This window comes from Streptomyces sp. R818 (assembly GCF_056172735.1).
Window position 1 is genome coordinate 110,282 of sequence record NZ_JAOCNE010000011.1, and the last position, 23,406, is coordinate 133,687.

The window sequence follows — 23,406 nt, forward strand, 5'->3', positions numbered from 1 at the left end:
CGCACCCGCCTCAGCTCGCCGACGCGGCCTGAGCCGCGCACCCGCCTCACCTCCGCATCGCCAGCGCGATGTGACGTGACATCACGTCGACGGCCCGCGCCTCCGCCATGGAGAACGCGGGCCGTCCCGCGGACCGGAACAGGGTGAGCACCCCCTGCACCGGTTCGCCGGGCGCCGGGATCAGCGGCACGCACAGCAAGGACGTGACATCGGCGCGGACCAGGACCGGCGCGCCGGACGCGTCGTCGCCGAGCGCCCCCGGGTCCTCCGGGCGCACGAGCAGCGCCGGTGAACCGCCGCGCGCCGCCTCGACCACGAGGGGGCTCGCGGCGGGGTCCTGACCGGCGATGTCCCGCAGCGCGTCGGCGTCGGCGCCGAGCACGGCCGTGCGGACCACGTGCGCGGCGCCCCGGTCCGCGATCACCCAGTCCGCGAACCGCCCGTACAGCGTCCGGGCGGCGCGGCGCAGCGCCTCGTCCGGGTCGCCGGGCGGCGCGCCGATCAGCTCCCCGGCCATGCGGTCGACGAGGTCGAGCAGCGCCGTGTGGCGGGTCGCCTCCGCGAGGTCGGGGGCGGGGCCCGCGCCGCGCGCCGGGGGCACCACCGGGGGGTCGTCGCCCTCGGGCTGCAGCAGGACGAGCACGGTGGTGTGCCGCTCGCTGCCGGGGCGCAGGCCCGTCAGCGTGACCCGGATCGCCGCCTGCGGGTTCTGCTGGAGGTGCACGCTCAGGCCCCGGTCGCCCTCGCCCCTGGCCACCGCCGCGACCTGCGAGCGGAACGCGGCCCGGTCGGCGCGGGCCAGGAACCCGGTCAGCGGGCGGCCCGTGGCGTATCCGGCGCGGACCCCGGTGAGGTTCGTCGCGGCGAAGTTCAGGCGCCGTACGACCGATTCGCGGTCCACCAGTGCCACCGCCTGCGGCAGCCGCTGGAAGACGGCGCGCAGCAACTGCTGCTCCTGCCGGTCGGCGGCGGTCGTGCGGCTCGTCGCGGGCTCGGCGGCCCGCGGGCTCCGCCGCCCGGGCGCCAGCCGGCGCACGGCGTGGTCGAGTTCGAAGAGGGCGGCGTCGAGCACGGCGGGCAGCTCCGCCGCGGGGCGGGCGCGGGCCGCCTTCAGCTCCGCGACGCGGCGCATGAAGTCCGAGAGTTCCTCACCGGGGTCATCGAAGTCACCGACGTCACCGAAGTCCTTCATCCGCGGCATGCCGTGAACCTATCCCGCACGTCTGTTTTCCGGGGCGGGCCCGGGGAAAGCGCGGTAGGTAGTGGGAGGAGGCGTGCGCCTATGCGACAGCCCGTACCGGATCCTTCGCCGGACCTTCTGCCGGAGACGATGGACCACCCGACCCAGGACACCGCACCGTCGCGGCTGCCCACGCGCAGACTCGCCGAACTCGCCGAGGGCGCCGCGACCTGCATGTCCGACTGCTGCGGGGCCGTGGCCACGGCGTCCGACGGCGGCGGCGAACGGCCGTCCGCCGCGACCCACCCCGACCTCGCCGCCCTGGTGACCGTGCAACTGTCGTCCGGCGAGGGACCGATCCCGGCGGCCGAGGCGGCGGGCAGGACCGTCGACGCCGCCGACCTCCTGGTCGACGAGCGGTGGCCGCGCTACCGGGCCCTGGCGCTCGACTCCGGGGTCCGCTCCAGCATGACCATCCCGTTCCGCAGCGCCGGCCTCACCGTCACCCTCAGCCTCTACAGCTTCCGCCCCGGCACGCTGCGGGACGCCCCGCGCGGCCCGGTCCGCGCCCTCGGCGACCTCGCCGCGACCAGCCTGGCCCGCGACCGCTCCTACCAGGCGGCCCTGACCGAGCTGGACCAGCTCGGGACCGCCCTGCGCAGCCGGCCCGTCGTCGACCAGGCGTGCGGCATCGTCATGCACGTACTGGTCTGCGACGCAGACGAGGCGTTCGCCGTCCTGCGCCGCATCTCGCAGGCCACCAACCGCAAACTGTCCGAGGTGGCCTCGGCCGTGGTCGAACGACGGGGCCGCGGCCTGGAGCGGGAGTTCGCGGCGCTGACCCGCTGACGGCGGGCTCCGGGCCCGTCACCCGTCCGGCCCAGCGCTTCGCCCGCCCATGGCTGCTCAGCCGCCCCTGCGGGTACCCGTGCGGCAGCCTCACAGCGCGCGGAGACACCCGTTCGGATGTGACGCTGGGAGCAGCGTCCCCGCGACGGGCGCGGTGGCGAGACACGGCACGGAGGCAGCATGCGGTCATCGGACCCCACGGCCCGGCCGACCAGGGCGGACGAGGCGCACAGCACGGTGCGCGAAGGGCGTGGCCCGGTGCGCTACGGGCCGCCGATGCCCGAGCCGGGCCTGCCCGTCCTTCCGGAGGTGGCGGGCGTCGTCGCGGGCGCGGCGGGGCGCCCGCACCCCGAGCCGCCCGGCGGAGCCCCCGCCCTCCTCGACGCGGCCCGCGGCTACTGGGAGCGCCGGGGCCTCGGCGACGGCCACGGCCGGGTCGTCGCGGCCCCGGGCGGCGCGCCGCTGCTGCACGCCCTGACCGCGGCGCTGGACGGCGACGTCCTCGTCCCGCGGCCCTGCCCCGCGTGGTGGGCGCCGCAGGCCCGGCTCCTCGGGCGGCAGGTGTTCCCCGTGGCCACGCCCGCCGAGTGCGGCGGCGTCCCCGATCCGTACGCCCTCCTGGAGACCGTCCGCCGGGTCCGGGCCGAGGGCGGCGACCCGCGGCTGCTCGTCCTCGCCGTAGCCGACGACCCGACCGGGACCGTGCCGCCGCCCGAGGTGCTGCACGAGGCGGTGGAGGCCGCGGCGGGCGAGGGGCTGCACGTGGTCAGCGACGAGACGTGGCGCGACACCGTGCACCCGGGGCACCCGGGCATGGGCGCCGTCCTGTTCAGCCCCGCCGAGATGTTCCCCGACCGCGTCACCGTCCTCACCGACCTCGCCGGGGGACACCTGCCGCCCGCCCTGCCCGCCGCCTGCGCCCGGTTCGCGCCGACCGCGCACTGCGAGCGGCTCGCCGACCGCGTCCTGGACTTCCTCACGGCGACGGGCGCCGTCCTCGCCGCCCCGGTCGCGGCGGCGGCGACGTACGTACTGGACGAGCCCGAGGACGTCACCGCCCACCGCGCCCTCGCCGTCGCGCTGCACGGGGCCCTCGCCGCCGCCGCGCACCACGCCGTGCTGGCCGGGGGCGGCCTGGCCCTGCCGCCGCGCGCGGGCCGCCACCTCTACGTCGACCTGACCCCGCTGCGGCCCGCGCTCGCCGAGCGCGGCGTCACGGACACCCAGGACCTGGAGGACTTCCTCTCCGGGCGGCTCGGCATGGCGGCCCCGGGCGGGCACCGCTTCGGCGACGACCCGGCCGCGCTGCGCGTCCGCCTGTCCACCGGGCCGCTCCTCGGATCAACCCCGGACGAGTGCACCGCGTCCCTCACCGCACAGGAACCTCTGCAACTCCCGCACGTGGCCATGCAGTTGAGCAAGGTCACGGCGGTGCTCGACGAGCTGTACGGCGAGGGACGGGAGAGCGAGCGATGACCCAGGCGTCCGAACCGGCGACGGAGCGGCGGACCGATGCCACCGGGGCCGTGCGCCCCCTCGTCGAGCCGCGGCCGCTCGGCGGGGGGAGCGGCGTCGAGGCGCCGCCGCGCCGCTGGCCCCGTTCCTTCGCGGACCGCCTGACCGCGCCGCTGCCGGGACTCCGGGCCTTCGCCCGGTTCGCCCGCGAGGGCGCGCTGCGACCCCGCAAGGACGGGCTCGCCGACATCCCGCGGCTGCCGTTCGCGCCCGCGCCGCTGCCCGAGGTCGACGCCCGTACCACCGCCGTCACCTGGGCAGGACACGCCAGCTGGATCATCCGCATCGGCGGGCTGACCGTCCTCACCGACCCCGTGTGGTCGCGCAGGATCCTCGGCACCCCGGCCCGGATCACGCCGGTCGGCGTCGAATGGAGCGCGCTGCCGCCCGTCGACGCCGTCGTCATCAGCCACAACCACTACGACCATCTGGACTGGCCCACGCTCAAGCGCCTGCCGCGCACGACCCCGGTCCTCGTCCCGGCGGGGCTCGGGCGCTGGTTCGCGCGGCGCCGCTTCACCCGCGTGACCGAGCTGGACTGGTGGGAGGCGGCCGAACTCGGCGGCGTCCGCTTCGACTTCGTGCCCGCGCACCACTGGTCCAAGCGCTCCCTCACCGACACCTGCCGCACCCTGTGGGGCGGCTGGGTCCTCACCGGCCCGGGCGGGCAGCGCGTCTACTTCGCGGGCGACACCGGGTACGGGCGCTGGTTCGGCGAGATCGGGCGCCGCCACCCCGGTATCGATCTGGCGCTGCTGCCGATCGGGGCGTACGCGCCGCGGTGGTGGCTGCGGGACGTGCACTGTGATCCGGAGGAGGCGGTCCGGGCCGCGCGGGACGTGGGGGCGCGGCGGATGGCGCCCATGCACTGGGGGACGTTTCTGCTGTCGGCCGAGCCGGTCATGGAGCCGATTTCGCGGCTGCGGGCTGCCTGGGATCGGGCCGGGTTGCCGCGCGAGGCCCTCTGGGATCTGCCGATCGGGGCTTCGCGCGTGCTGGCCCCCTGAGTTCGGCTGCCGCGCCGACGTGGCTGGGCGCGCAGTTCCCCGCGCCCCTGGGGGGTTCGCGTTTCGGTTTGGCTGCCGCGCCGTCGTGGCTGGTCGCGCAGTTCCCCGCGCCCCTGAAGGGTCTCGCCGTCGTGGCTGGTCGCGCAGTTCCCCGCGCCCCTGAAGGGTCTCGCCGTCGTGGCTGGTCGCGCAGTTCCCCGCGCCCCTGAAGGGTCTCGCCGTCGTGGCTGGGCGCGCAGTTCCCCGCGCCCCTGGAGGGTCTCGCCGTTGTGGCTGGGCGCGCAGTTCCCCGCGCCCCTGAGGGGGCCCGTCCTACGCGTGTTGGCTGCCTACTGCGCGTCTCACCTTGCGCCACAGCGCCGGGGTTGCGCTGAGGGTTATCGTCAGGGCGATCGCCGCCAGTACTCCCTGCCACGGTTCCTTGAACAGGGAGCCGCCCAGGATGCCGATGATCTGGTACGTCAGTGTCCACGCGAGGCACGCGGGTATGTCGCCCCGGGCGAACCGGCGCAGCGGCATCTTCGCCATCAGGCACGCCAGCATCACCGGGATCCGCCCGGCGGGCACGAGGCGGGACAGGACGAGGACCATCACGCCGTGGTCGGCGAGCTTGTCCTGCGCCTGTTCGAGGCGCTCCCGCGGGGCCCGCGACCGGATCGCCTCCAGCCAGCGCGACCCGTGTTCGGAGTGCATGCCGCGCCGCCCGAGCCAGTACAGCGCGATGTCCCCGAGGAACGCGGCGAGCGACGCCACCCCGAACAGGAGGAGGAGCGAGAACGGCGCGGTCTGGTGGAACGCCACGACCGCCGCCGAGCTGACGAGCGCGCCCGTCGGGACGACCGGCACCAGCGCGCCGAGGACGATGAGCAGGAACAGCGTCGGATAACCGGCGGCCTGCTGGGTCGCCTCCGTCGGCACCACCTGGGCGACCGAGGCGAGCATCATCTGGCCACCTCCGGCCGGACGCTCTCGCCGTGCGCCAGCCGGTGCACCGACACCTCGGGCGCCCGCAGCGCCGCCTGCCGCACGAACTCCTCGCCCGGCGTGTGGAACTCGTGCGGGCGCACCGCGTCCATCCCGATCGGCCAGTACGTCCCGTAGTGCACCGGCACCGCGCTGCGCGGCGCGATCCTGGCCAGCGCCTCGGCGGCGCGCGCCGCGTCGAGGTGGTGCGGCCCGAGGTGCGGCCCCCAGCCGCCGACCGGGAGCAGCGCCACGTCCACGTCGCCGACGACCTCGGCCATGTCGTCGAAGAGCCCGGTGTCGCCCGCGAAGTACGTCCGGGCCTCGCCGCTGATCACGTAGCCGAGCGCGGGCGCCCGCTGCGGGCCCACCGGCAGGCGCCGCCCGTCGTGCGCGGCGTGCACCACCCGTATCGACACCTCGCCCTCCTCGACGACGGCGCCGGGCTCGACCTCGGTGATCTCCAGGGACCGCAGCCGCCGCAGGCCCGGCACGGAGCGGACCGCGCCGCGCGGCACGAGCACCCGGGTCCCCGGCGCGAGCCGGCCGAGCGAGGGCAGGTGCAGGTGGTCGGCGTGCAGATGGGAGACGAGCACCACATCGGCGCGGGCGGCGCTCGGCGGCGGCGGGGCGCCGCGGCGCCGCCGCAGATGGGCCAGGCGCCGGGCGAACAGCGGATCGGTGAGCACTCTCGTGCCCGAGTCCTCCACCGTGCAGGTGGCATGTCCCCACCAGGTGATCTCCACCGGCACCCGTTGCCTCCTTACGTGCGACTGCCTTGAGCGTACGTGCAGGAGTAGGGTCGGGCCGAAAACTGAGGTGAGGGGGACACCATGGGCGCACCCGACGAGGCCGGTGACACCGGTGCCGCGGTGCGGGTCGCGGCCATCGCCAGTCTGATCCCGCTGGAGGAGCTGGACGCCGATCCGTTCCTGGTGGACTCGCGCAGCCAGCACGCGATGTGCGCCCGCTGGGCCGCCGAGCGGGGCTACGTCGTCACCCGCGAGCTGCTCGTGCACGGGGTCCGCCCCGACCACGACATCCTGTGGGGGGACGTCGACGCGGGGCAGATCGACCTCTTCGTCGCCCCCTGCGACCGCGTCCTGCGGGCCGCGCTCCGCTCGGTCGACGCGTTCTCCGCGGAGTGCGCGCGGCGCGGGGTGCGTCTGGAGACGGCGGGGCTCGCGGAGCCGTCGTACGACACGGAGATGAAGGCGCGGGTGCACCGCAGGCTCTCGATGCCGACGGCGGGGTACGACGGCTGCTGACGCGCCCGCGTCGTGACGGCCGCGTGAAGACGCCCCCAAATCGTATGAAACCCTGGCCGACGACAAGCAGAGCGCAGCCGGAGTGAAGCTGCGGCAGCGCAGCACAGGGGCGAGGGGAGCAGGTCACGTGGCCGCAGGCCGATGGAGGCGCGCGGCGAGCACCGCATGGCGCTCGCTCACGGTCTGGGCCGCGTCCACCCTGACCATGCTGATCATGGCCGGGATCCTGCCGGACTTCCAGCTCCAGTCCGACACCGGGGACAGCGCCAGCCGCATCGCCACCACGGCCGCCCTCGGCGCGGGCGCCTTCGGCCTCCTCTCCGCGCTGGTCTGGCCCTTCCTCGTCCGCGCGCTGCTCCTCGTCCCGGCGCTCGTCCTCGGCCTCGCCGTGTTCTTCCTGAACGGGGCCCTGTTCCTGGTCGCCCTGCACCTCGTCCCCGACGGGCGCGGCGAGGTCAGCCCGGAGACGGCCGTGGTGGTCGCCGCCGTGATGTCGGCCGTCGCGTCCGCGACAGGCGGCGCCCTCTCCGTCCGCGACGACGACGCCTACCGGCGGCGCCTGTACCGGCTCGCCGACCGAAGACGGCGCAGGGCGGCCGTCCAGGGCGCCTCGTCCGACGCCGCGCCGTCCGCGCCCGGCACCGTCTTCCTCCAGCTCGACGGCGTCGGCCACGAGCTGCTCTGCCGCGCCGCCCGCGACGACGTGATGCCCACCGTCGGCGCCTGGCTGCGCGACGGACAGCACCGCCTCACCCCGTGGCGCACCGACTGGTCGAGCCAGACCGGCGCCAGCCAGCTCGGCATCCTGCACGGCTCCAACCACGACGTCCCCGCCTTCCGCTGGTACGAGAAGGACACCGGCGAGATCCAGGTCTCCAACCGGCCCACCAGCGCCGCCGAGCTCCAGCGCCGCGCCATAGAGCGCACCGGCGACGGCGGGCTCCTCACCGTCGACGGCGCCAGCCGCGGCAACCTCTTCAGCGGCAGCGCCGAGGAGGTCGCCCTCGTGCTCTCCGTGGCCGCCCGGCGCGGCAAGGAGAACCGCTCCCGGGCCGGCTACTTCGCCTACTTCTGCGACCCGGCGAACGCGGTCCGCACCGCCCTGTCCTTCTGCGCCGAGGTCGGCCGAGAGATCGGCCAGTCCGTCCGCGCCCGGATTCGCCGCGAGCGCCCGCGTGTCGGACGCGGCGGGCTCTACCCGTTCATCCGCGCCTTCGCGACCGTCGTCGAGCGGGACGTCGTCGTCGCCGCCGTCATCGGCGACCTCCTCGCCGGGCGCACCGCCGTCTACGCCGACCTCGTGGCCTACGACGAGGTCGCGCACCACTCGGGGCCGTTCAGCCGCGACGCCCGGAAGGTCCTCGAACGGCTCGACCGCTCGCTGGCGCTGATCGAGAAGGTCGCCGAGCACGCGCCGCGCCCGTACCGCATCGTCGTCCTCTCCGACCACGGGCAGAGCCCCGGCGAGACCTTCCAGGCCCGCTACGGCCTCACCCTCCAGAACCTGGTGCGCGCGGGCTGCGGGCTTCCCGTGCCGCGCAAGGCACGGCGCACCCACAGCGGCGCCGAGGCCCGCTCCGCCGTCCGGGCCGCGCTGCGCCGCCCCGTCGAGGAGAAGGCAGGGGAGTCCGCGCCCAAGGGCAAGCAGCACGAGCCGATCGTCCTCGCCTCCGGCAACCTGGGGCTCGTCTCCTTCCCCGACGTGCACCACCGGATGAGCAAGGAGGAGATCGACGCCCGCCACCCCGCGCTCCTGCCGACCCTCGCCAACCACCCCGGCATCGGCTTCCTCCTCGTCCGCAGCGAGGAGCACGGCGCCGTCGTGCTCGGGGCGCGCGGCGCTCAGGTCACCCTCGCCGAGCTGGCCGACGGGCAGGGGCCGCTCGCCGACTTCGGGCCCGGCGCGGCGGCCGCCGTGCGCCGCACCGACTCCTTCCCGCACACCGCCGACATCATGGTCAACTCCATGTACGACCCCGTCGACGGCGAGGTCCTCGCCTTCGAGGAGCAGATCGGCTCGCACGGCGGGCTCGGCGGCGCCCAGGGCCGCCCCTTCCTGCTCTCCCCGGCGGAGCTGTCCGAACCGGTGCCGGGAGGCGGCGAACTCGTCGGCGCCGAGGAGGTCCACAAGGTGCTGCGCCGCTGGCTGCGCGAGGAGCACGGCCCGCAGGTCCCGATGGCACATCCGGCGCATCCGGAAGATTCGCTTTCGCAAGCCCCCGATGTCGCATCTTTTGTCGCCGCACCCCCCGAGGTGCGGGACGAATCCGCCTGATTTGGAGCGGGGTGCCCTCGCGCCGGACCATGGAGTGCCGCCCGGCGATCCCGGGGCAGGCGTCAGCACTTCCGAGAGGCGCACCACCCCATGCACGACACCGGGCCCGCCCCCCTGACGGCTCCGGCCAGGGACGACGACCAGGACAGCAGGCACGCCCGCAGGTTCGGACTCCCCATCGCCACCGCCCTGGTCATGGGCAACATCATCGGCGGCGGCATCTTCCTGCTCCCCGCCTCCGTCGCCCCGTACGGCACGGTCAGCCTCGTCGCGTTCGGCGTCCTGACCGTCGGCGCCATCGCGCTCGCCCTCGTCTTCGGGCGGCTCGCACATCGGCATCCGCAAACCGGCGGCCCCTACGTCTACGCCCGTGAGGCGTTCGGCGACTTCGCCGGGTTCCTGGCCGCCTGGTCGTACTGGATCACCACCTGGGTCTCCAACGCGGCGCTCGCCGTGGCCGCCGTCGGCTACCTCGACGTGCTCCTGCCGATCCACGGCTCCACGTTCTGGACGATCGTCGCCGCGCTGAGCTGCCAGTGGCTCCCGGCGCTCGCCAACCTCGCGGGCACCCGGTACGTCGGCGCCGTGCAGCTGATCTCCACGGTGCTGAAGTTCGCGCCGCTGCTGCTCGTCGCCGTCGGCGGCCTGTTCTTCTTCCACGCGGACAACCTCGGCCCATTCCGCGCGACCGGCGACTCCGCGCTGGGCGCCGTCTCCGCGTCCGCCGCGATCCTGCTCTTCAGCTACCTCGGCGTCGAGTCGGCGTCCGTCAGCGCGGGCGAGGTCCGCGACCCGCAGCGCAACGTCGGCCGCGCCACCGTCCTCGGCACCGGCCTCGCGGCCCTGCTCTACCTCCTCGGCACGGTCTCGGTCTTCGGCACGGTCGCGCACGACAAGCTGGTGGGCTCCACCGCCCCGTTCTCCGACGCCGTCAACGCGATGTTCGGCGGCACCTGGGGCGGCACCGCCGTCGCCGTCGCCGCCCTCGTCTCCATGGTCGGCGCCCTCAACGGCTGGACGCTGCTCAGCGCCCAGACCCCGTACGCCGCCGCCCGCGACGGCCTGTTCCCGCAGGCGTTCGCGAAGAAGCGGCGCGGGGTGCCGACGGTCGGCGTGCTCGTGGCCGTCGTCCTCGCCTCGCTGCTGACCGTCTACAACTACACGGCGGGCTCGACGGGCGTCTTCGAGACGCTCGTGCTCGTCACGACGTTCACCGCGACCGTGCCCTACCTGCTCGCCACCGCCGCGCAGATCTACTTCCTGCTCTCCGGGCAGGGGGAGCGGGTGAACCGCTCGCGCCTGGTACGGGACATGGTGCTCGCGGTCGCCGCGTTCGGGTTCTCGATGTGGCTGGTCGGCGGCGCCGGGTACGCGGCCGTCTACCAGGGCGTGCTCTTCCTGTTCGTCGGCGTCCTCGTCTACGCGTGGATGGCGGCCCGCAAGAAGCGGACCGCCACCTCCTGACCCCCGCCGCTCACCTGGCCAGCGGTGCGACCACCCAGCGCAGCTTCTTGTACATGCTGTCCCGCGAGCCCAGCTCGATCAGCTTGCGGGCGGCCGGGTACGCCTCGTTGCCCTCGATCTCGTAACCGACCTCAAGGGTGCCGGGGACGTCCCTGACCTCCATCCGCGCCTCGATGTCGGACGCCGAGCGCTCGCTGTCGGAGGCCATCGCCGTGAGGTGCGCGATGCGCCGCTGCTGTGCCTCGTCGAGGGCCTGGCGCGGGTCGCGCGAGCCGGGCGACGCCATGGCCTGCTTGCCCTTGCCGGACGGCGGGGCGACCGCCGAACTCGGGGTGCGCGTCTCGCCGGTCGGCTGCCGCGTCGACAGGGTCGCCTGGACCACGGTGCCGTCGTTGTCCAGGGCCACGCGGAACTCGCCGCGGCCCGGCGTGATCACCGGTATGCCGCCGAAGACCTGCCGGAACGTGACGTGCGTCTGCAGCGACACCGGCTCGCCGATCTGCGAGCCGTCCTTCTTGCCGCTGTTCTGCATCAGGTCGTGCACGCCCTCGACGACCAGCTCGGCGCCGCCCGTCGCGTCGCTGTGCTGCTCGACGAAGGCGCGGGCCAGCTCGACCGCGCGGTCGGTCGGCAGCTGCTCGGTGTTGCGGTGGTTGGCCTCGGCCAGCTTCACCCAGCGCACCGCGCCCGGCGCCGTCGACACGTACTTGTCGCCCGAGTTCGCGCTGAGCACGCCCTGCCGCTCCACGTGCACCTCTTGCAGCGCGGCCTGCGGGAAGTGCGCGAGCTGCCCGAGGCGGGTCAGCTCCTGGCCGGGCTCGCGCGGCGCGAGCTGCACGATCTGCGGCTCCGTCGGCGCCTGCGTCATCGGGTCGCGCAGCCCCTCGCGGGCGTAGTACCAGCGCCAGGCGTACCAGGCGTCGGAGACGTGCTCGCGGAAGAAGTTCCGCTCCTGGTTCAGGCGGTTGGTCGCCTCGGCCTGCGTGGCGCCGGTCGCGGCGACGGACGGGGCCTGCCCGTGGTAGATGTCCCAGCTCGCGTTGAGCCACGCGTCGCAGTACGTCTGCCCGGCGCGCCACTTCTCCCAGAACTTCTTTCCGTAGTCGCCGCTGTCGATGCTCGTCGTCTCGAACCCGAAGATCATCCGGGAGCCGAGGTTGGGCCCGGCCCACGTACGGATCGGGGAGTGCCCGTCGAGGACGCGCAGCGAGTTGCACGTCGACCAGAACACGTAGTTGGCGCGTTCGTCGCCGAACGCCATCCGGTTGGAGACCGCGTCCGAGCGGTTGTCCCACTTCGCGCCGAGCGGCGCGAAGAACACCCCGTTGCCGTCCATGCCGCCGTGGCCCGAGTGGTACACGGCGACGACGGCGTCCATCCCGTACCGGTCCTGCCAGTTGTCGTACGTCTCCTCGTACGCCCACACCTGCGCGCCCGCGTCCGCGAACCAGAAGTTGCGGTCGTAGAACTGCTGGAGGTACGCCAGCCAGCCCGTGGCGTCCTCGTGCGTGTGCGAGAGCGGGTTCTGGTTCACGAACTTCTGGATGCTGAACGCACCCCACCAGCCGAACGTCGAGTCGCGGTCGGCCGCGCCGGGCTTCCCGGTCTCCAGCGGTGACGGGCCGCGCTCCGAATAGATCATGCGCATGGCTGAACCCCCTGCGAAACCCCGTGAGGATCCCCCTGGTCGGGTGGGCCAAAGTGTCACCGTCGTGCCGGTTTGCCCAGCGCGTATTCCGGCCAATGGACGGTGATCGGCCGGTGGCGCGGTCTTCCCCGTACAGCAGGGGCGGATGTGGTCGGATAGGGGCCGAAGAGACCAGAGCCAATCGGGAACGGTCCCGTCCAGGGGCCGTACGGAAGGGAAACAACGTGGCAACCACGCGCTCCGCACACACCGTGTGGGAAGGCAACCTGCTCGAGGGCAACGGCGTCGTCACCTTCGACTCCTCCGGCATCGGCGAGCAGCCGGTGTCGTGGCCCTCGCGCGCCGAGCAGGCAGGCGGCAAGACGAGCCCGGAGGAGCTGATCGCGGCCGCCCACTCGTCCTGCTTCTCGATGGCGCTCTCGCACGGCCTGGCCGGCGCGGGCACCCCGCCCACCAGGCTGACCACCTCCGCGGACGTGACGTTCCAGCCCGGCGAGGGCATCAAGGGCATCCACCTCACCGTCGAGGGCACCGTCCCGGGCCTCGACGAACAGGGCTTCGCCGCGGCCGCCGAGGACGCCAAGAAGAACTGCCCGGTGAGCCAGGCGCTCTCCGGTACGGAGATCACGCTGACGGCCAAGCTGGCCTGACCGCGGGGCCGTTGACGCTCGTCCCCTTGACGCGGGCCCGCTCAAGATTTGTGCTTGATGACTGAGCGGGCCTGCTTCTACGGGATGCGAGCTGCGAGAGGGGACGCGTCATGGCGCGTGCGGTCGGGATCGATCTCGGTACGACGAACTCGGTGGTGGCCGTACTGGAGGGCGGTGAGCCCACTGTCGTAGCCAACGCGGAGGGCGCGCGCACCACCCCTTCGGTCGTCGCCTTCGCCAAGAACAAAGAGGTGCTGGTCGGCGAGGTCGCGAAGCGGCAGGCCGTCACCAACGTCGAGCGCACGGCGCGCTCCGTCAAACGCCACATGGGCGACGGGAGCTGGCACTTTCCCGACAGCGGCTCCATCGACGGGGCCCGCTACAGCGCGCAGGAGCTGTCCGCCCGCGTCCTGCAGAAGCTCAAGCGCGACGCCGAGTCCTACCTCGGCGAGGACGTCACCGACGCCGTCATCACCGTGCCCGCCTACTTCGACGACGCGCAGCGCCAGGCCACGAAGGAGGCCGGCGAGATCGCGGGCCTGAAGGTGCTGCGGATCATCAACGAGCCGACGGCCGCCGCCCTCGCGTACGGGCTCGACAAGGGTGAGGAGCAGACCGTCCTCGTCTTCGACCTGGGCGGCGGCACCTTCGACGTCTCCCTGTTGGAGATCGGCGACGGCGTCATCGAGGTCAAGGCCACCAACGGCGACACCCGGCTCGGCGGCGACGACTGGGACCAGCGCGTCGTCGACCACTTGGTCAAGCAGTTCAGGAACGGGAACGGCATCGACCTCGCCGCCGACAAGATGGCTGTCCAGCGGCTGCGCGAGGCGGCGGAGAAGGCGAAGATCGAGCTGTCGTCGTCGAGCGAGACGACGGTGAACCTGCCCTACATCACCGCGTCCGCGCAGGGCCCCCTGCACCTCGACGAGAAGCTGACACGCGCCCAGTTCCAGGAACTGACCGCCGACCTCCTCGACCGCTGCAAGAAGCCGTTCCACCAGGCCGTGAAGGACGCGGGCGTGGACCTGTCGGCCGTCGACCACGTCATCCTCGTCGGCGGCTCCACCCGGATGCCGGCCGTCACCGACCTCGTACGGGAGCTGACCGGCAAGGACCCGCACAAGGGCGTCAACCCCGACGAGGTGGTCGCGATGGGCGCGGCCCTCCAGGCGGGTGTCATCCGCGGCGACGTCAAGGACGTCCTGCTGCTCGACGTGACGCCGCTGTCCCTCGGCATCGAGACCAAGGGCGGCGTCATGACGAAGCTCATCGAACGCAACACGACGATCCCGACGCGGCGTTCGGAGACCTTCACCACCGCCACCGACAACCAGCCGTCCGTCGGCATCCAGGTCTTCCAGGGCGAGCGGGACATCGCCGCCTACAACAAGAAGCTCGGCGTCTTCGACCTGACGGGCCTGCCGCCCGCGCCGCGCGGCGTCCCGCAGATCGAGGTCACCTTCGACATCGACGCCGACGGGATCATGCACGTGTCGGCGAAGGACATGGCGACCGGGCGCGAGCAGAAGATGACGGTGACCGGCGGCTCCGCCCTGCCCAAGGACGAGATCGACCGCATGATGCGCGAGGCCGAGGCCCACGCCGAGGAGGACCGCACCCGCCGCGAGGCCGCCGAGGCGCGCAACGAGGCGGAGCAGCTCGTCTACCAGACGGAGCGGTTCCTGCGGGAGAACGAGGAGCGCGTCCCGTCCGGCATCCGCGCCGAAGTGGAGGCGGCGGTGGCGGAGTTGAAGACGACGCTCGCCGCCGACCCGCCGGACACGCACGCCCTGCGCGAAGGCGTACGGAAGCTGGCCACCGTCAGCCAGAAGGTGGGGCAGGCGATGTACCAGGACGCGCAGAGCGGCGGGCAGCAGCAGCCTCCGGAGGACGCGCCCCGTGAGGACGTCGTGGACGCCGAGATCGTGGACGACGAGAAGAGCGGGGAGGGCGACAAGAGCGGGGAAGGCGACAGGAGCGCGAGGGGCGACAAGAGCGCGAAGGGTGACAGGAGCGAATCCTCGTAAACCCCGCGGGCCTCAGTCCTGGTCGGCGGAGCCCAGCCTCTCCCGCCACTGCGCCATCAGCTCAAGGGTCCGCTCCGCGCTCGCCGCCTGCGCCACCAGGTGGTCCAGGACCTCCAGGTGCGTGCCCACCTCGTCCCGCGAGTCGAGGTACAGGGCCCCGGTGACGTACTCGCTGTAGACCATGTCCGGCAGCTCACGGACGGGGAAGCGGAACAGGGTGAACGGGCCGAACGTGCCGGGGTGCGGCCCGCTCGCGAACTCGGCTATCTGGAGCGTCACGTGCGGCAGGCGGGCCACTTCGAGGAGGTGGTCCAGCTGGTCGCGGAGCACGTCGGCGCCGCCGGGCGGGCGGCGCAGCACCGTCTCGTCCATGACGACCCACAGGTGCGGCGCGTCCTCCCGGGTGAGCAGGGACTGCCGGGCGAGGCGCAGGGAGACGTGCCGCTCTATCTCGTCGGGCTTGGAGCGGCCGACCGTCCCGGCGTCGAAGACGGCCCGCGCGTACGCCTCGGTCTGGAGCAGGCCCGGCACGAAGTGCGGCTCGTAGGCGCGGATCATCTCCGCCGCGCCCTCCAGGCTGACGTACAGGCTGAACCAGTCGGGCAGCACGTCGTGGTAGCGCTGCCACCAGCCGGGCAGGTTCGCCTCCTCGGCGAGCGCCACGAACGCCTCGATCTCGCGCTCGGGGACCTCGTACAGCTCCAGGAGCATCTGGACGTACGGGATCTTCAGGGCGACCTCGGCCATCTCCATGCGGCGGATGGTCGCGCCGGTGACGCGCAGGGCGCGGGCGGCCTCGTCGCGCTTGAGCCCCCTGGCCTCCCGCAGGTCGCGCAGGCGGCGCCCGAGGACCACCTGGCCCACGGTGGGGGCGGGCCGTCGTTCACTCACGTCACACGTCTCCCCACGTGGCGTTCCTTGTCCGCAGCGGCTATGAGCCGGTGCGCTCCCACCCCCGTCGCTCCGGCCGCGCGGTCAGGCGCCGCGGGTCGCGGCTGCGGTAGACCACGTAGGGCCGGAACAGGTACTGCAACGGCGCGCTGAACATGTGCACGAGCCGGGTGAACGGTACCAGCGCGATGAGTGACATGCCCACTACCGCATGGATCTGGTAGAGCACGGGTACGCCCTCCATCCGCCAGACGTCCGGGGACAGCGTGAACAGGCTGCGGGCCCACGGGCCGATGGTCTCGCGGTAGTTGTAGCCGTCGCCGGAGGAGTGGGAGAGCTTGGCGGCCATGCCGAGGACGATCGAGGCGAGCAGGACGGCGTACATGAGCTTGTCGTTGCGGGTCGTCGCGAGGAAGACCGGGGCCTTGGTGCGGCGCCGGTAGATCAGCATGAAGATGCCGGCGACGGCGAGGACCCCGGCGAGCGTGCCGCCGATCAGCGACAGCAGATGGTACGAGTGCTCGCTGACGTGCACCGCGTTCGTCCACGACATCGGGACGAAGAGGCCGATGATGTGCCCCGCGAGGACGAACAGGATGCCGTAGTGGAAGACGGGCGAGGCGATGTTGAGGAGCTTGGACTCGTAGATCTGCGAGGAGCGCGTCGTCCAGCCGAACTTGTCGTAGCGGAACCGCCAGATCGTGCCCGCGATCAGCAGGACGAAGGCGATGTAGGGCAGCGCGCCCCAGATCAGCGTGGTCACGGCGCGTGCTCCTTCACGAACAGCGGCAGGGGTTCGCGCAGACCGAGGTCGCCGAAGGGCTCCAGGCCGACCTCCTCGCGCGGCGGGCCCGAGCGGGCGAGCGCGAGCGCCTCGGCGCGGTCCTTGGGAGAGGGGCCCGGCAGGGAGGCGCAGACGGCGTCGAGCACGGTCGCGTACGGGGTGCCGTGCTCGGTGAGGGCGATGCGGAGCAGTTCCAGGCCGCTGCGGTGCTCCTCCAGGAGGAACGGCCCGGCCTGGGCCGAGAACTCCAGGACGGCGGGCAGGAAGTCCGGCAGCTCCTCGCCGGTGAACTCCATGCCGTGCTCCCGGTAGACCTCCTTGAACCGGACCAGGGACATGCCGCGCCGCCGGGTGTCCCCGTCGCGCCACCAGGTCAGGTACAGGCTGTGCCGGTTCTTGAAGTCGAAGACCTGGACGTAGTGCGCGGCAAGGTCCTGCAAGGGGGTCGCCTCGGCGTGGTCGACGAAGGGGGCGAGCCGGGGCGCCGCCGCGCGCACCAGCGGGAGCCGCTCGTACAGCTCCTCGTCGGGGTAGGTGAGGCAGAGCGCCGCCGCCTGGTGCAGGAGCGCTGAGGGGCCGGTCACGGGCTCTCCTTGGGGTCGTCGGCGGTCTGGCGGCGCTTGGTGAGGTGGAAGTTCTCGAAGGAGACGACGGGCAGCAGCTTCCGCCCGCCCGCCATGGTGTTCCCGGAGTCGCCGCCGAAGGGGCCCTCGCCGCCCATGCCGGGCCCGTCGGCGTGGTCGAGGCTGCACGAGTCCGGCACCGCCGTCTCCTCCAGGCGCTTGGCGTCGCCGACCGCCGCCGTCGGGATGACGTACCGCTCCTCGTACTTGGCGATGGCGAGCAGCCGGTACATCTCCTCGACCTCGACCGCCTCCATGCCCACGGACGCGGCGATGGACGCGTCCGGCTCGTCCCCGAGATTGATGGCCCGCATGTGCGAGCGCATGGCCGCCAGCTTCTCCAGGGAGGCGCGTACGGGCCCGGTGTCACCGGCGGTGAAGATCTCCGCCAGGTATTCGAGCGGGATGCGCAGGGTGTCGATCGCGCCGAAGAGGTTGGCGTGGTCCTCGCCGTCGTGCCCGGTCTCGGTGAGCGCGTCGACGACGGGGGAGAGCGGCGGGATGTACCAGACCATCGGCATCGTCCGGTACTCCGGATGCAGCGGAAGGGCCACCTTGTACTTGCTGATGAGCGCGTGGACAGGGGAGCGCCGCGCCGCCTCCATCCAGTCGTACGGGATGTCGGCCTCCTCCGCCGCCCGCTGCACGGCGCGGTCGTGCGGATCGAGGAACACCCCGAGCTGCGCCTCGTAGAGCTGCGTGTCGTCCTTGGTCTGCGCCGCCGCCGTCACCTTGTCGGCGTCGTAGAGGATGACGCCGAGGTAGCGCAGACGCCCGACGCAGGTCTCGGAGCAGACGGTCGGCAGGCCGACTTCGAGGCGCGGGTAGCACAGCGTGCACTTCTCGGCCTTGCCGGTGCGGTGGTTGAAGTACACCTTCTTGTACGGGCATCCGGTCACGCACATCCGCCAGCCCCGGCACTGGTCCTGGTCGACGAGGACGATGCCGTCCTCCGCGCGCTTGTACATCGCCCCCGACGGGCACGAGGCGACGCACGACGGGTTCAGGCAGTGCTCGCAGATGCGCGGCAGGTAGAACATGAAGGTCTGCTCGAACGCGAACTTGACCTTGTCGGCGGCCTGCCGCCGGGTCTTCTCCACCATCGGGTCGAGGTCGCCGTACTGCGGGGCGCCGCCGAGGTTGTCGTCCCAGTTCGAGGACCACTCGATCTTCATCGGCTTGCCGGAGATCTGCGAGCGGGGCTCGGCCACCGGGTAGTCGTCGCCGAGCGGCGCCTCGGTCAGGTTCTTGTAGTCGTACGTCCAGGGCTCGTAGTAGTCCTTCATCTCGGGCAGCTTGGGGTTGGAGAAGATGCCCGCGAGCTTCTTGAACCGGCCGCCGTTCTTCAGCTTCAGGGCGCCGCGCTTGTTCAGCTCCCAGCCGCCGCGCCACTTCTCCTGGTCCTCGTAGCGGCGCGGATAGCCCTGGCCCGGGCGGGTCTCGACGTTGTTGAACCAGACGTACTCCATGCCGTTGCGGTTGGTCCACGCCTGCTTGCAGGTGACCGAGCAGGTGTGGCACCCGATGCACTTGTCCAGGTTCATGACCATCGCGATCTGAGCCATGATGCGCATGAGTTCAGTACTCCACCTTCTGGCCGCGGCGCCGGATGACCGTCACCTCGTCGCGCTGGTTGCCCGTCGGTCCGAAGTAGTTGAACGCCCACGAGAGCTGGGCGTAGCCGCCGATGAGATGGGACGGCTTGAGGATGAGCCGGGTCAGCGAGTTGTGGATGCCGCCGCGCCTGCCGCTGGTCTCCGCCTTGGGGACGTTGACGGTGCGTTCCTGCGCGTGGTGCATGTAGACCGTGCCGGCCGGCATCCGGTGCGAGACGACCGCGCGGGCCACGACGACACCGTTGCGGTTGACCGCCTCGATCCAGTCGTTGTCCCTGACCCCGATGGCGTCGGCGTCCTGCGGCGCCATCCAGATCGACTGGCCGCCGCGCGAGAGCGCCAGCATGAACAGGTTGTCCTGGTACTCGGAGTGGATGGACCACTTGTTGTGCGGGGTGAGGTAGCGGACGGTCACCTCCTTCTCCCCGTCCGGGCCGAGGCGCGCCTCGCCGAACAGGCGGTTCATGTCGAGCGGCGGCCGGTAGACGGGCAGCGCCTCGCCCAGCTCGTGCATCCAGTCGTGGTCGATGAAGAAGTGCTGGCGCCCGGTGAGCGTGTGCCAGGGCTTGGCGTGCTCGGTGTTGAGCGTGAACGCCGTGTACCGCCGCCCGCCGGACTCGCTGCCCGACCACTCGGGCGAGGTGATCACCGGCACGGGCGCCGCGACGGTGTCCGCGTAGGTGACCTTCTTGCCCTCGTGCTCGGCGGCGAGATGCGCCATCTCCTGGCCCGTACGGGCTTCGAGCGTGTGGAAGCCCTGGGTGGCGAGGCGGCCGTTGGTGGTCCCGGAGAGGGCGAGGATCGTGTTCGCCGCCTTGATCGCGGTATCGAGGCTCGGCCGTCCGTCGGCGGGGCCGCCGCGTACGACACCGTTGCGCTCGCGCAGCTCGGCGACCTCCTGGTCGGGCTTGAGGGCGATGCCCTTGGCGGGCAGGCCCAGCTCCTCCACCAGCGGCCCGAGCGCGCAGAACTTCGCGCCGATCGCGGTGTAGTCCCGTTCGACGACCACGAGGTTCGGCATCGTCCTGCCCGGCACCGGCTCGCACTCGCCCTTGCGCCAGTCCAGGACGACGCCGCCGGGCTGCGCGATCTCCCCGGGCGTGTCGTGCTGCAGCGGCGCCGCGACGAGGTCCTTCCGCACTCCGAGATGGCCGACCGCCAGCTCACTGAGTTTGTGCGCGAGCGCCTTGAACGTGTCGAAGTCCGTACGGGCCTGCCAGGGCGGATCGACGGCCGGCGAGAACGAGTGCACGTAGGGGTGCATGTCCGTGGAGGACAGATCGTGCTTCTCGTACCAGGTCGCGGCGGGCAGCACGACGTCGGAGAGGAGCGTGGAGGAGGTCTGGCGGAAGTCGAGCGAGAGCAGCAGGTCGAGCTTGCCCTCGGGCGCCTCGTCGCGCCAGGTGACGGTGGTCGGCCGCTCCTCGGGCGCGGCCTCCTGCGCGCGCAGCGAGGAGTGCGTGCCCAGGAGGTGCTTGGTGAAGTACTCGGCGCCCTTCGCGGAGGAGCCGAGCAGGTTGGCGCGCCAGAGAGTGAGGACGCGCGGCCAGTTCTCGGGCGCGTCCGGATCCTCGACGGCGAACTTCAGCGTCCCCGCCTTCAGCTCGTCCACCGTGGCCTGGACGTCCTGCTCGCCGAGGTCGAGGGAGCTGCGGTCGAACGTCGGGTACGACGGCATCCACCCCGTCCGCGCCGACAGCGCGAGACAGTCGGCGCCCGTCATCCCCTGGAAGGCGCCCTTGCCGAGCGGCGAGGCGAGGACGTCCGCGCCGAACCGGTCGTAGCGCCACTGGTCGGTGTTGGTGAACCAGTACGCGGTGCCGATCATCTGCCGGGGCGGCCGCGACCAGTCGTTGGCGGAGGCCAGTGAGGCCCACCCCGTCACCGGGCGGCACTTCTCCTGCCCGACGTAGTGCGCCCAGCCGCCGCCGTTCCGGCCCTGGCAGCCGGTGAGCTGGAGCAGGGAGAGGAAGCTGCGGTAGATCGTCTCGGAGTGGAACCAGTGGTTGGTCCCCGCGCCCATGAGGATCATGCAGCGCCCGCGTGACTTCTCGGCCGTCGCAGCGAACTCGCGCGCGATCTTCACGCACTTCGCGGCCGGAACGGAGGTGTGGATCTCCTGCCAGGCGGGTGTGCCGACCGCGTCCGCGTCGTCGTACGAGGACGCCCACGCACCCGGCAGCCCCTCGCGTCCCACCCCGTACTGGGCGAGCAGCAGATCGAAGACGGTGGTGACGAGCGGTCCGTCCTGCCCGCCGAGCCGCGTCGCCGGAACCCCGCGCCGGACGACCTCCCCGCGCCCCTGCCCGTGCTCGCCGCCGTCGGTGTCGAAACGGGGCAGGAGCACGGGCACCCCGGTGGCGACCTCGGCCCCGTACAGGCTCAACTTGGGCGCGATGTCACCGAGTTCGAGGTTCCACCGGCCCTTTCCGGACTCGGTCCAGCGGAAGCCCAGGGAGCCGTTCGGGACGGCGGCCCGGCCGGTCGCCTCGTCGAGGACGACGGTCTTCCACTCGGCGCCCTCGCCGCCCTGACCGAGATCGGCGGCGCGCAGGAACTTCGCCGGGACGTAGCCGCCGTCCCGCTCCTCCAGGGTCACCAGGAACGGCAGATCCGTGAACTTCTTGACGTAGTCGGAGAAGAACGGGGTCTCCCGCCCGACGAAGAACTCCTTGAGGATCACGTGCCCCATCGCGAAGGCGAGCGCGCCGTCCGTGCCGGGGTGCGGGTGCAGCCACTCGTCGGCGAACTTCGCGTTGTCCGCGTAGTCGGGCGCCACGACGACGACCTTCTGCCCGCGATAGCGCGCCTCGGCCATCCAGTGCGCGTCCGGCGTCCGCGTGACGGGCACGTTCGAGCCCCACATCATCAGATACGCGGCGTCCCACCAGTCGCCCGACTCGGGGACGTCCGTCTGGTCGCCGAAGACCTGCGGCGAGGCCACCGGCAGATCCGCGTACCAGTCGTAGAACGACAGCATCGGCGCGCCGATGAGGGAGTGGAAACGGGCCCCCGCCGCGTGCGACACCATCGACATCGCGGGGATCGGCGAGAAACCGGCGACGCGGTCGGGCCCGTACGTCTTGATCGTGTGCACGTGCGCGGCGGCGACGATCTCGACCGCCTCGTCCCACGTGGCCCGCACCAACCCGCCCTTGCCGCGGGCCTGTTGGTACCGCCTGCGCCGCTCGGGATCGTTCTGGATGTCGGCCCAGGCGAGCACCGGGTCGTGGAGCCGCGCCTTCGCCTCCCGGTACATCTCCAGGAGCAGCCCCCGGATGTACGGGTAGCGGACGCGGGTGGGGGAGTACGTGTACCAGGAGAACGCCGCCCCTCGCGGGCAGCCGCGCGGCTCGTACTCGGGGCGGTCGGGGCCCACGCTCGGGTAGTCGGTCTGCTGGGTCTCCCACGTGATGATGCCGTCCTTGACGTACACCTTCCACCGGCACGAGCCCGTGCAGTTCACCCCGTGCGTGGAGTTCACGACCTTGTCGTGGCTCCACCGGTCGCGGTAGAAGACGTCCCCGTCCCGGCCGCCCTCGATCCGCACACTGTGCAGGTCGTCGGCGGCGGTCCCCCGCCGGAAGAACCGCCCGGCCCGCAACAGCGCGGCGTCCGGCTCGGTGGGGCGGCGCGTCGTGTCTGTCACCGTGTGTGCTCCCTCGCTGTGCCGTCTGGTGCACGCTAGGGGCCCAGGGCGCGGGTCACCTTCCGGCGGGGGCCGTACGGGTGGGGCACGTGACGGACCGCCGTCCGGGGCGTCACCCGCACGGCCCCGCCACCACCTTGGCCACCCTCACCGGATGGAGCAATGGCGCCTCCCGGCTCAGCCCATTTCGGAGTGCAGGTACTTGACCGTCGCCGGGTCGGCCGGGAGCAGCGTCTCGATCGCCAGCTCGGCGACCGTCACGTCCATCGGCGTGTTGAACGTCGAGATCGACGACACGAAGGACAGCACGTGCCCGTCGTGCTCGATCACCATCGGCAGCGCGAAGTACGGCACCGCCTCGTCCGGCTCGTGCCCCGGCGCGTCCTCGGGGACCGGATACGCCGCGACCTCCTCGTACAGCGCCCGCAGCTCCGCCGAGCGGGCGAGCGCGATCTGCCGCTCCATCTGCGCGAGCAGGTGCCCGCGCCACTCGCGCAGGTTCCTGATCCGGGGTGCGAGGCCCCGCGGGTGCAGCGTGAGCCGCATCGCGTTCAGCGGCTGCGCGGCGAGCAGCTCCGGGGGGAGGGAGGACATCAGGGCGGCGAGGCCGCGGTTGGTGGCGACCACGTTGTACGTGGCGTCGACGATCAGCGCCGGGTAGGGCTCGTAGCCGCGCAGCAGCCGCTCCAGACCGTCGCGGAGGGCGCCCATCGACGGGTCGTCGAGCGGGGTCTGCGTGAACCGGGGCGCGTAACCCGCGGCGAGGAGCAGCGAGTTGCGCTCGCGCATCGGTACGTCCAGGTGCTCGGCGAGGCGCAGGACCAGCTCCTCGCTCGGGCGCGAGCGGCCCGTCTCGACAAAGCTGATGTGCCGCGCGGACGAGTCCGCGCGCAGCGCGAGCTCCAGTTGGCTGACGCGTCGTTGTTCGCGCCAGCCGCGCAGCAGACGGCCCACTTCGGAAGCGTTTTTGCGCGTCGCAGTCGTCATGGGGAGA

General features: G+C 72.5%; 18 protein-coding genes. 8 read left to right on the forward strand and 10 right to left on the reverse strand.

Translation table 11 applies throughout. From position 1 onward, the window contains the following. Positions 1 to 46: 46 nt before the first annotated feature. A complete protein-coding gene (locus N5I75_RS25330; protein WP_476680921.1) occupies positions 47 to 1,201 on the reverse strand; it encodes a PAS domain-containing protein in 1,155 nt (384 codons plus the stop codon). A gap of 129 nt (positions 1,202 to 1,330) precedes the next feature. Between N5I75_RS25330 and N5I75_RS25335 the strand changes: the two genes are divergently transcribed. From N5I75_RS25335 to N5I75_RS25345, 3 genes are all read left to right on the forward strand, one after another. After that, on the forward strand, positions 1,331 to 2,029 hold the full coding sequence (locus N5I75_RS25335; protein ID WP_476681276.1) for an ANTAR domain-containing response regulator: 699 nt from the start codon (positions 1,331 to 1,333) through the stop codon (positions 2,027 to 2,029). Positions 2,030 to 2,209: 180 nt separating this feature from the next. Further along, the gene (locus tag N5I75_RS25340; RefSeq protein ID WP_476680923.1) at positions 2,210 to 3,505 is read left to right on the forward strand and encodes an aminotransferase class I/II-fold pyridoxal phosphate-dependent enzyme; all 1,296 of its coding nucleotides are present in this window, start codon (positions 2,210 to 2,212) and stop codon (positions 3,503 to 3,505) included. Beyond that, positions 3,502 to 4,551, forward strand: a complete 1,050-nt coding sequence (locus tag N5I75_RS25345) for an MBL fold metallo-hydrolase (protein WP_476680925.1) — start codon at positions 3,502 to 3,504, stop codon at positions 4,549 to 4,551. Before N5I75_RS25340 ends, N5I75_RS25345 begins: the two co-directional genes overlap by 4 nt. Positions 4,552 to 4,863: 312 nt before the next feature. Here the strand turns inward: N5I75_RS25345 and N5I75_RS25350 are convergent, their stop codons facing one another. Next, complete coding sequence (locus N5I75_RS25350) at positions 4,864 to 5,496, reverse strand: DedA family protein (RefSeq protein ID WP_476680927.1); 633 nt, start codon at positions 5,494 to 5,496, stop codon at positions 4,864 to 4,866. Further along, entirely contained in the window at positions 5,493 to 6,266 is a 774-nt protein-coding gene (locus tag N5I75_RS25355) for an MBL fold metallo-hydrolase (protein WP_476680929.1), read from the reverse strand. The genes N5I75_RS25350 and N5I75_RS25355 overlap by 4 nt, the downstream gene beginning before the upstream one ends. Positions 6,267 to 6,347: 81 nt before the next feature. Here N5I75_RS25355 and N5I75_RS25360 point away from each other — a divergent pair, with 81 nt between their 5' ends. From N5I75_RS25360 to N5I75_RS25370, 3 genes are all read left to right on the forward strand, one after another. Beyond that, positions 6,348 to 6,782, forward strand: coding sequence for a hypothetical protein (locus N5I75_RS25360; protein ID WP_476680931.1), 435 nt, complete (start codon positions 6,348 to 6,350; stop codon positions 6,780 to 6,782). Positions 6,783 to 6,909: 127 nt separating this feature from the next. Then, positions 6,910 to 9,057, forward strand: coding sequence for a phage holin family protein (locus N5I75_RS25365; RefSeq protein WP_476680933.1), 2,148 nt, complete (start codon positions 6,910 to 6,912; stop codon positions 9,055 to 9,057). Between the two features lie 90 nt (positions 9,058 to 9,147). After that, positions 9,148 to 10,521, forward strand: coding sequence for an amino acid permease (locus tag N5I75_RS25370; RefSeq protein ID WP_476680935.1), 1,374 nt, complete (start codon positions 9,148 to 9,150; stop codon positions 10,519 to 10,521). 10 nt (positions 10,522 to 10,531) lie between these two features. Here N5I75_RS25370 and N5I75_RS25375 read toward each other — a convergent pair whose 3' ends face one another. Then, the gene (locus N5I75_RS25375; protein WP_476680937.1) at positions 10,532 to 12,169 is read right to left on the reverse strand and encodes a DUF6345 domain-containing protein; all 1,638 of its coding nucleotides are present in this window, start codon (positions 12,167 to 12,169) and stop codon (positions 10,532 to 10,534) included. A gap of 224 nt (positions 12,170 to 12,393) precedes the next feature. On the opposite strand from N5I75_RS25375, the gene N5I75_RS25380 reads away from it, so the two are divergent. Continuing rightward, positions 12,394 to 12,819 (forward strand): OsmC family protein, encoded by a 426-nt coding sequence (locus N5I75_RS25380; RefSeq protein ID WP_476680939.1) that lies wholly within the window; start codon positions 12,394 to 12,396, stop codon positions 12,817 to 12,819. Between the two features lie 110 nt (positions 12,820 to 12,929). Next, positions 12,930 to 14,849, forward strand: coding sequence for a molecular chaperone DnaK (gene dnaK / locus N5I75_RS25385; protein WP_476680941.1), 1,920 nt, complete (start codon positions 12,930 to 12,932; stop codon positions 14,847 to 14,849). Positions 14,850 to 14,861: 12 nt separating this feature from the next. Here dnaK and N5I75_RS25390 read toward each other — a convergent pair whose 3' ends face one another. The 6 genes from N5I75_RS25390 to N5I75_RS25415 all read right to left on the reverse strand — a co-directional run bounded on the left by N5I75_RS25390 (position 14,862) and on the right by N5I75_RS25415 (position 23,399). Further along, positions 14,862 to 15,740: a helix-turn-helix domain-containing protein gene (locus tag N5I75_RS25390; protein ID WP_476680943.1), complete on the reverse strand. Its 879-nt coding sequence runs from the start codon at positions 15,738 to 15,740 to the stop codon at positions 14,862 to 14,864. A gap of 40 nt (positions 15,741 to 15,780) precedes the next feature. Then, positions 15,781 to 16,503 carry a respiratory nitrate reductase subunit gamma gene (gene narI, locus N5I75_RS25395; RefSeq protein ID WP_476680945.1) on the reverse strand — a complete coding sequence of 241 codons (723 nt, stop codon included), beginning with the start codon at positions 16,501 to 16,503 and terminating at the stop codon, positions 15,781 to 15,783. Continuing rightward, a complete protein-coding gene (gene narJ, locus N5I75_RS25400) occupies positions 16,500 to 17,108 on the reverse strand; it encodes a nitrate reductase molybdenum cofactor assembly chaperone (protein WP_476680947.1) in 609 nt (202 codons plus the stop codon). The genes narI and narJ overlap by 4 nt, the downstream gene beginning before the upstream one ends. Continuing rightward, on the reverse strand, positions 17,105 to 18,721 hold the full coding sequence (narH, locus tag N5I75_RS25405) for a nitrate reductase subunit beta (RefSeq protein ID WP_476680949.1): 1,617 nt from the start codon (positions 18,719 to 18,721) through the stop codon (positions 17,105 to 17,107). The genes narJ and narH overlap by 4 nt, the downstream gene beginning before the upstream one ends. A 4-nt stretch (positions 18,722 to 18,725) precedes the next feature. Then, the gene (locus tag N5I75_RS25410) at positions 18,726 to 22,412 is read right to left on the reverse strand and encodes a nitrate reductase subunit alpha (protein ID WP_476680951.1); all 3,687 of its coding nucleotides are present in this window, start codon (positions 22,410 to 22,412) and stop codon (positions 18,726 to 18,728) included. 177 nt (positions 22,413 to 22,589) lie between these two features. Then, entirely contained in the window at positions 22,590 to 23,399 is an 810-nt protein-coding gene (locus N5I75_RS25415) for a helix-turn-helix domain-containing protein (RefSeq protein WP_476680953.1), read from the reverse strand. Positions 23,400 to 23,406 lie beyond the last annotated feature (7 nt).

Coding starts and splice junctions, on each gene's coding strand:
- N5I75_RS25330 (WP_476680921.1), bottom strand. CDS start 1,201: ATGCCGCGGATGAAGGACTTCGGTGACGTCGGTGACTTCGATGACCCC.
- N5I75_RS25335 (WP_476681276.1), top strand. CDS start 1,331: ATGGACCACCCGACCCAGGACACCGCACCGTCGCGGCTGCCCACGCGC.
- N5I75_RS25340 (WP_476680923.1), top strand. CDS start 2,210: ATGCGGTCATCGGACCCCACGGCCCGGCCGACCAGGGCGGACGAGGCG.
- N5I75_RS25345 (WP_476680925.1), top strand. CDS start 3,502: ATGACCCAGGCGTCCGAACCGGCGACGGAGCGGCGGACCGATGCCACC.
- N5I75_RS25350 (WP_476680927.1), bottom strand. CDS start 5,496: ATGATGCTCGCCTCGGTCGCCCAGGTGGTGCCGACGGAGGCGACCCAG.
- N5I75_RS25360 (WP_476680931.1), top strand. CDS start 6,348: ATGGGCGCACCCGACGAGGCCGGTGACACCGGTGCCGCGGTGCGGGTC.
- N5I75_RS25370 (WP_476680935.1), top strand. CDS start 9,148: ATGCACGACACCGGGCCCGCCCCCCTGACGGCTCCGGCCAGGGACGAC.
- N5I75_RS25375 (WP_476680937.1), bottom strand. CDS start 12,169: ATGCGCATGATCTATTCGGAGCGCGGCCCGTCACCGCTGGAGACCGGG.
- dnaK (WP_476680941.1), top strand. CDS start 12,930: ATGGCGCGTGCGGTCGGGATCGATCTCGGTACGACGAACTCGGTGGTG.
- narH (WP_476680949.1), bottom strand. CDS start 18,721: ATGCGCATCATGGCTCAGATCGCGATGGTCATGAACCTGGACAAGTGC.
- N5I75_RS25415 (WP_476680953.1), bottom strand. CDS start 23,399: ATGACGACTGCGACGCGCAAAAACGCTTCCGAAGTGGGCCGTCTGCTG.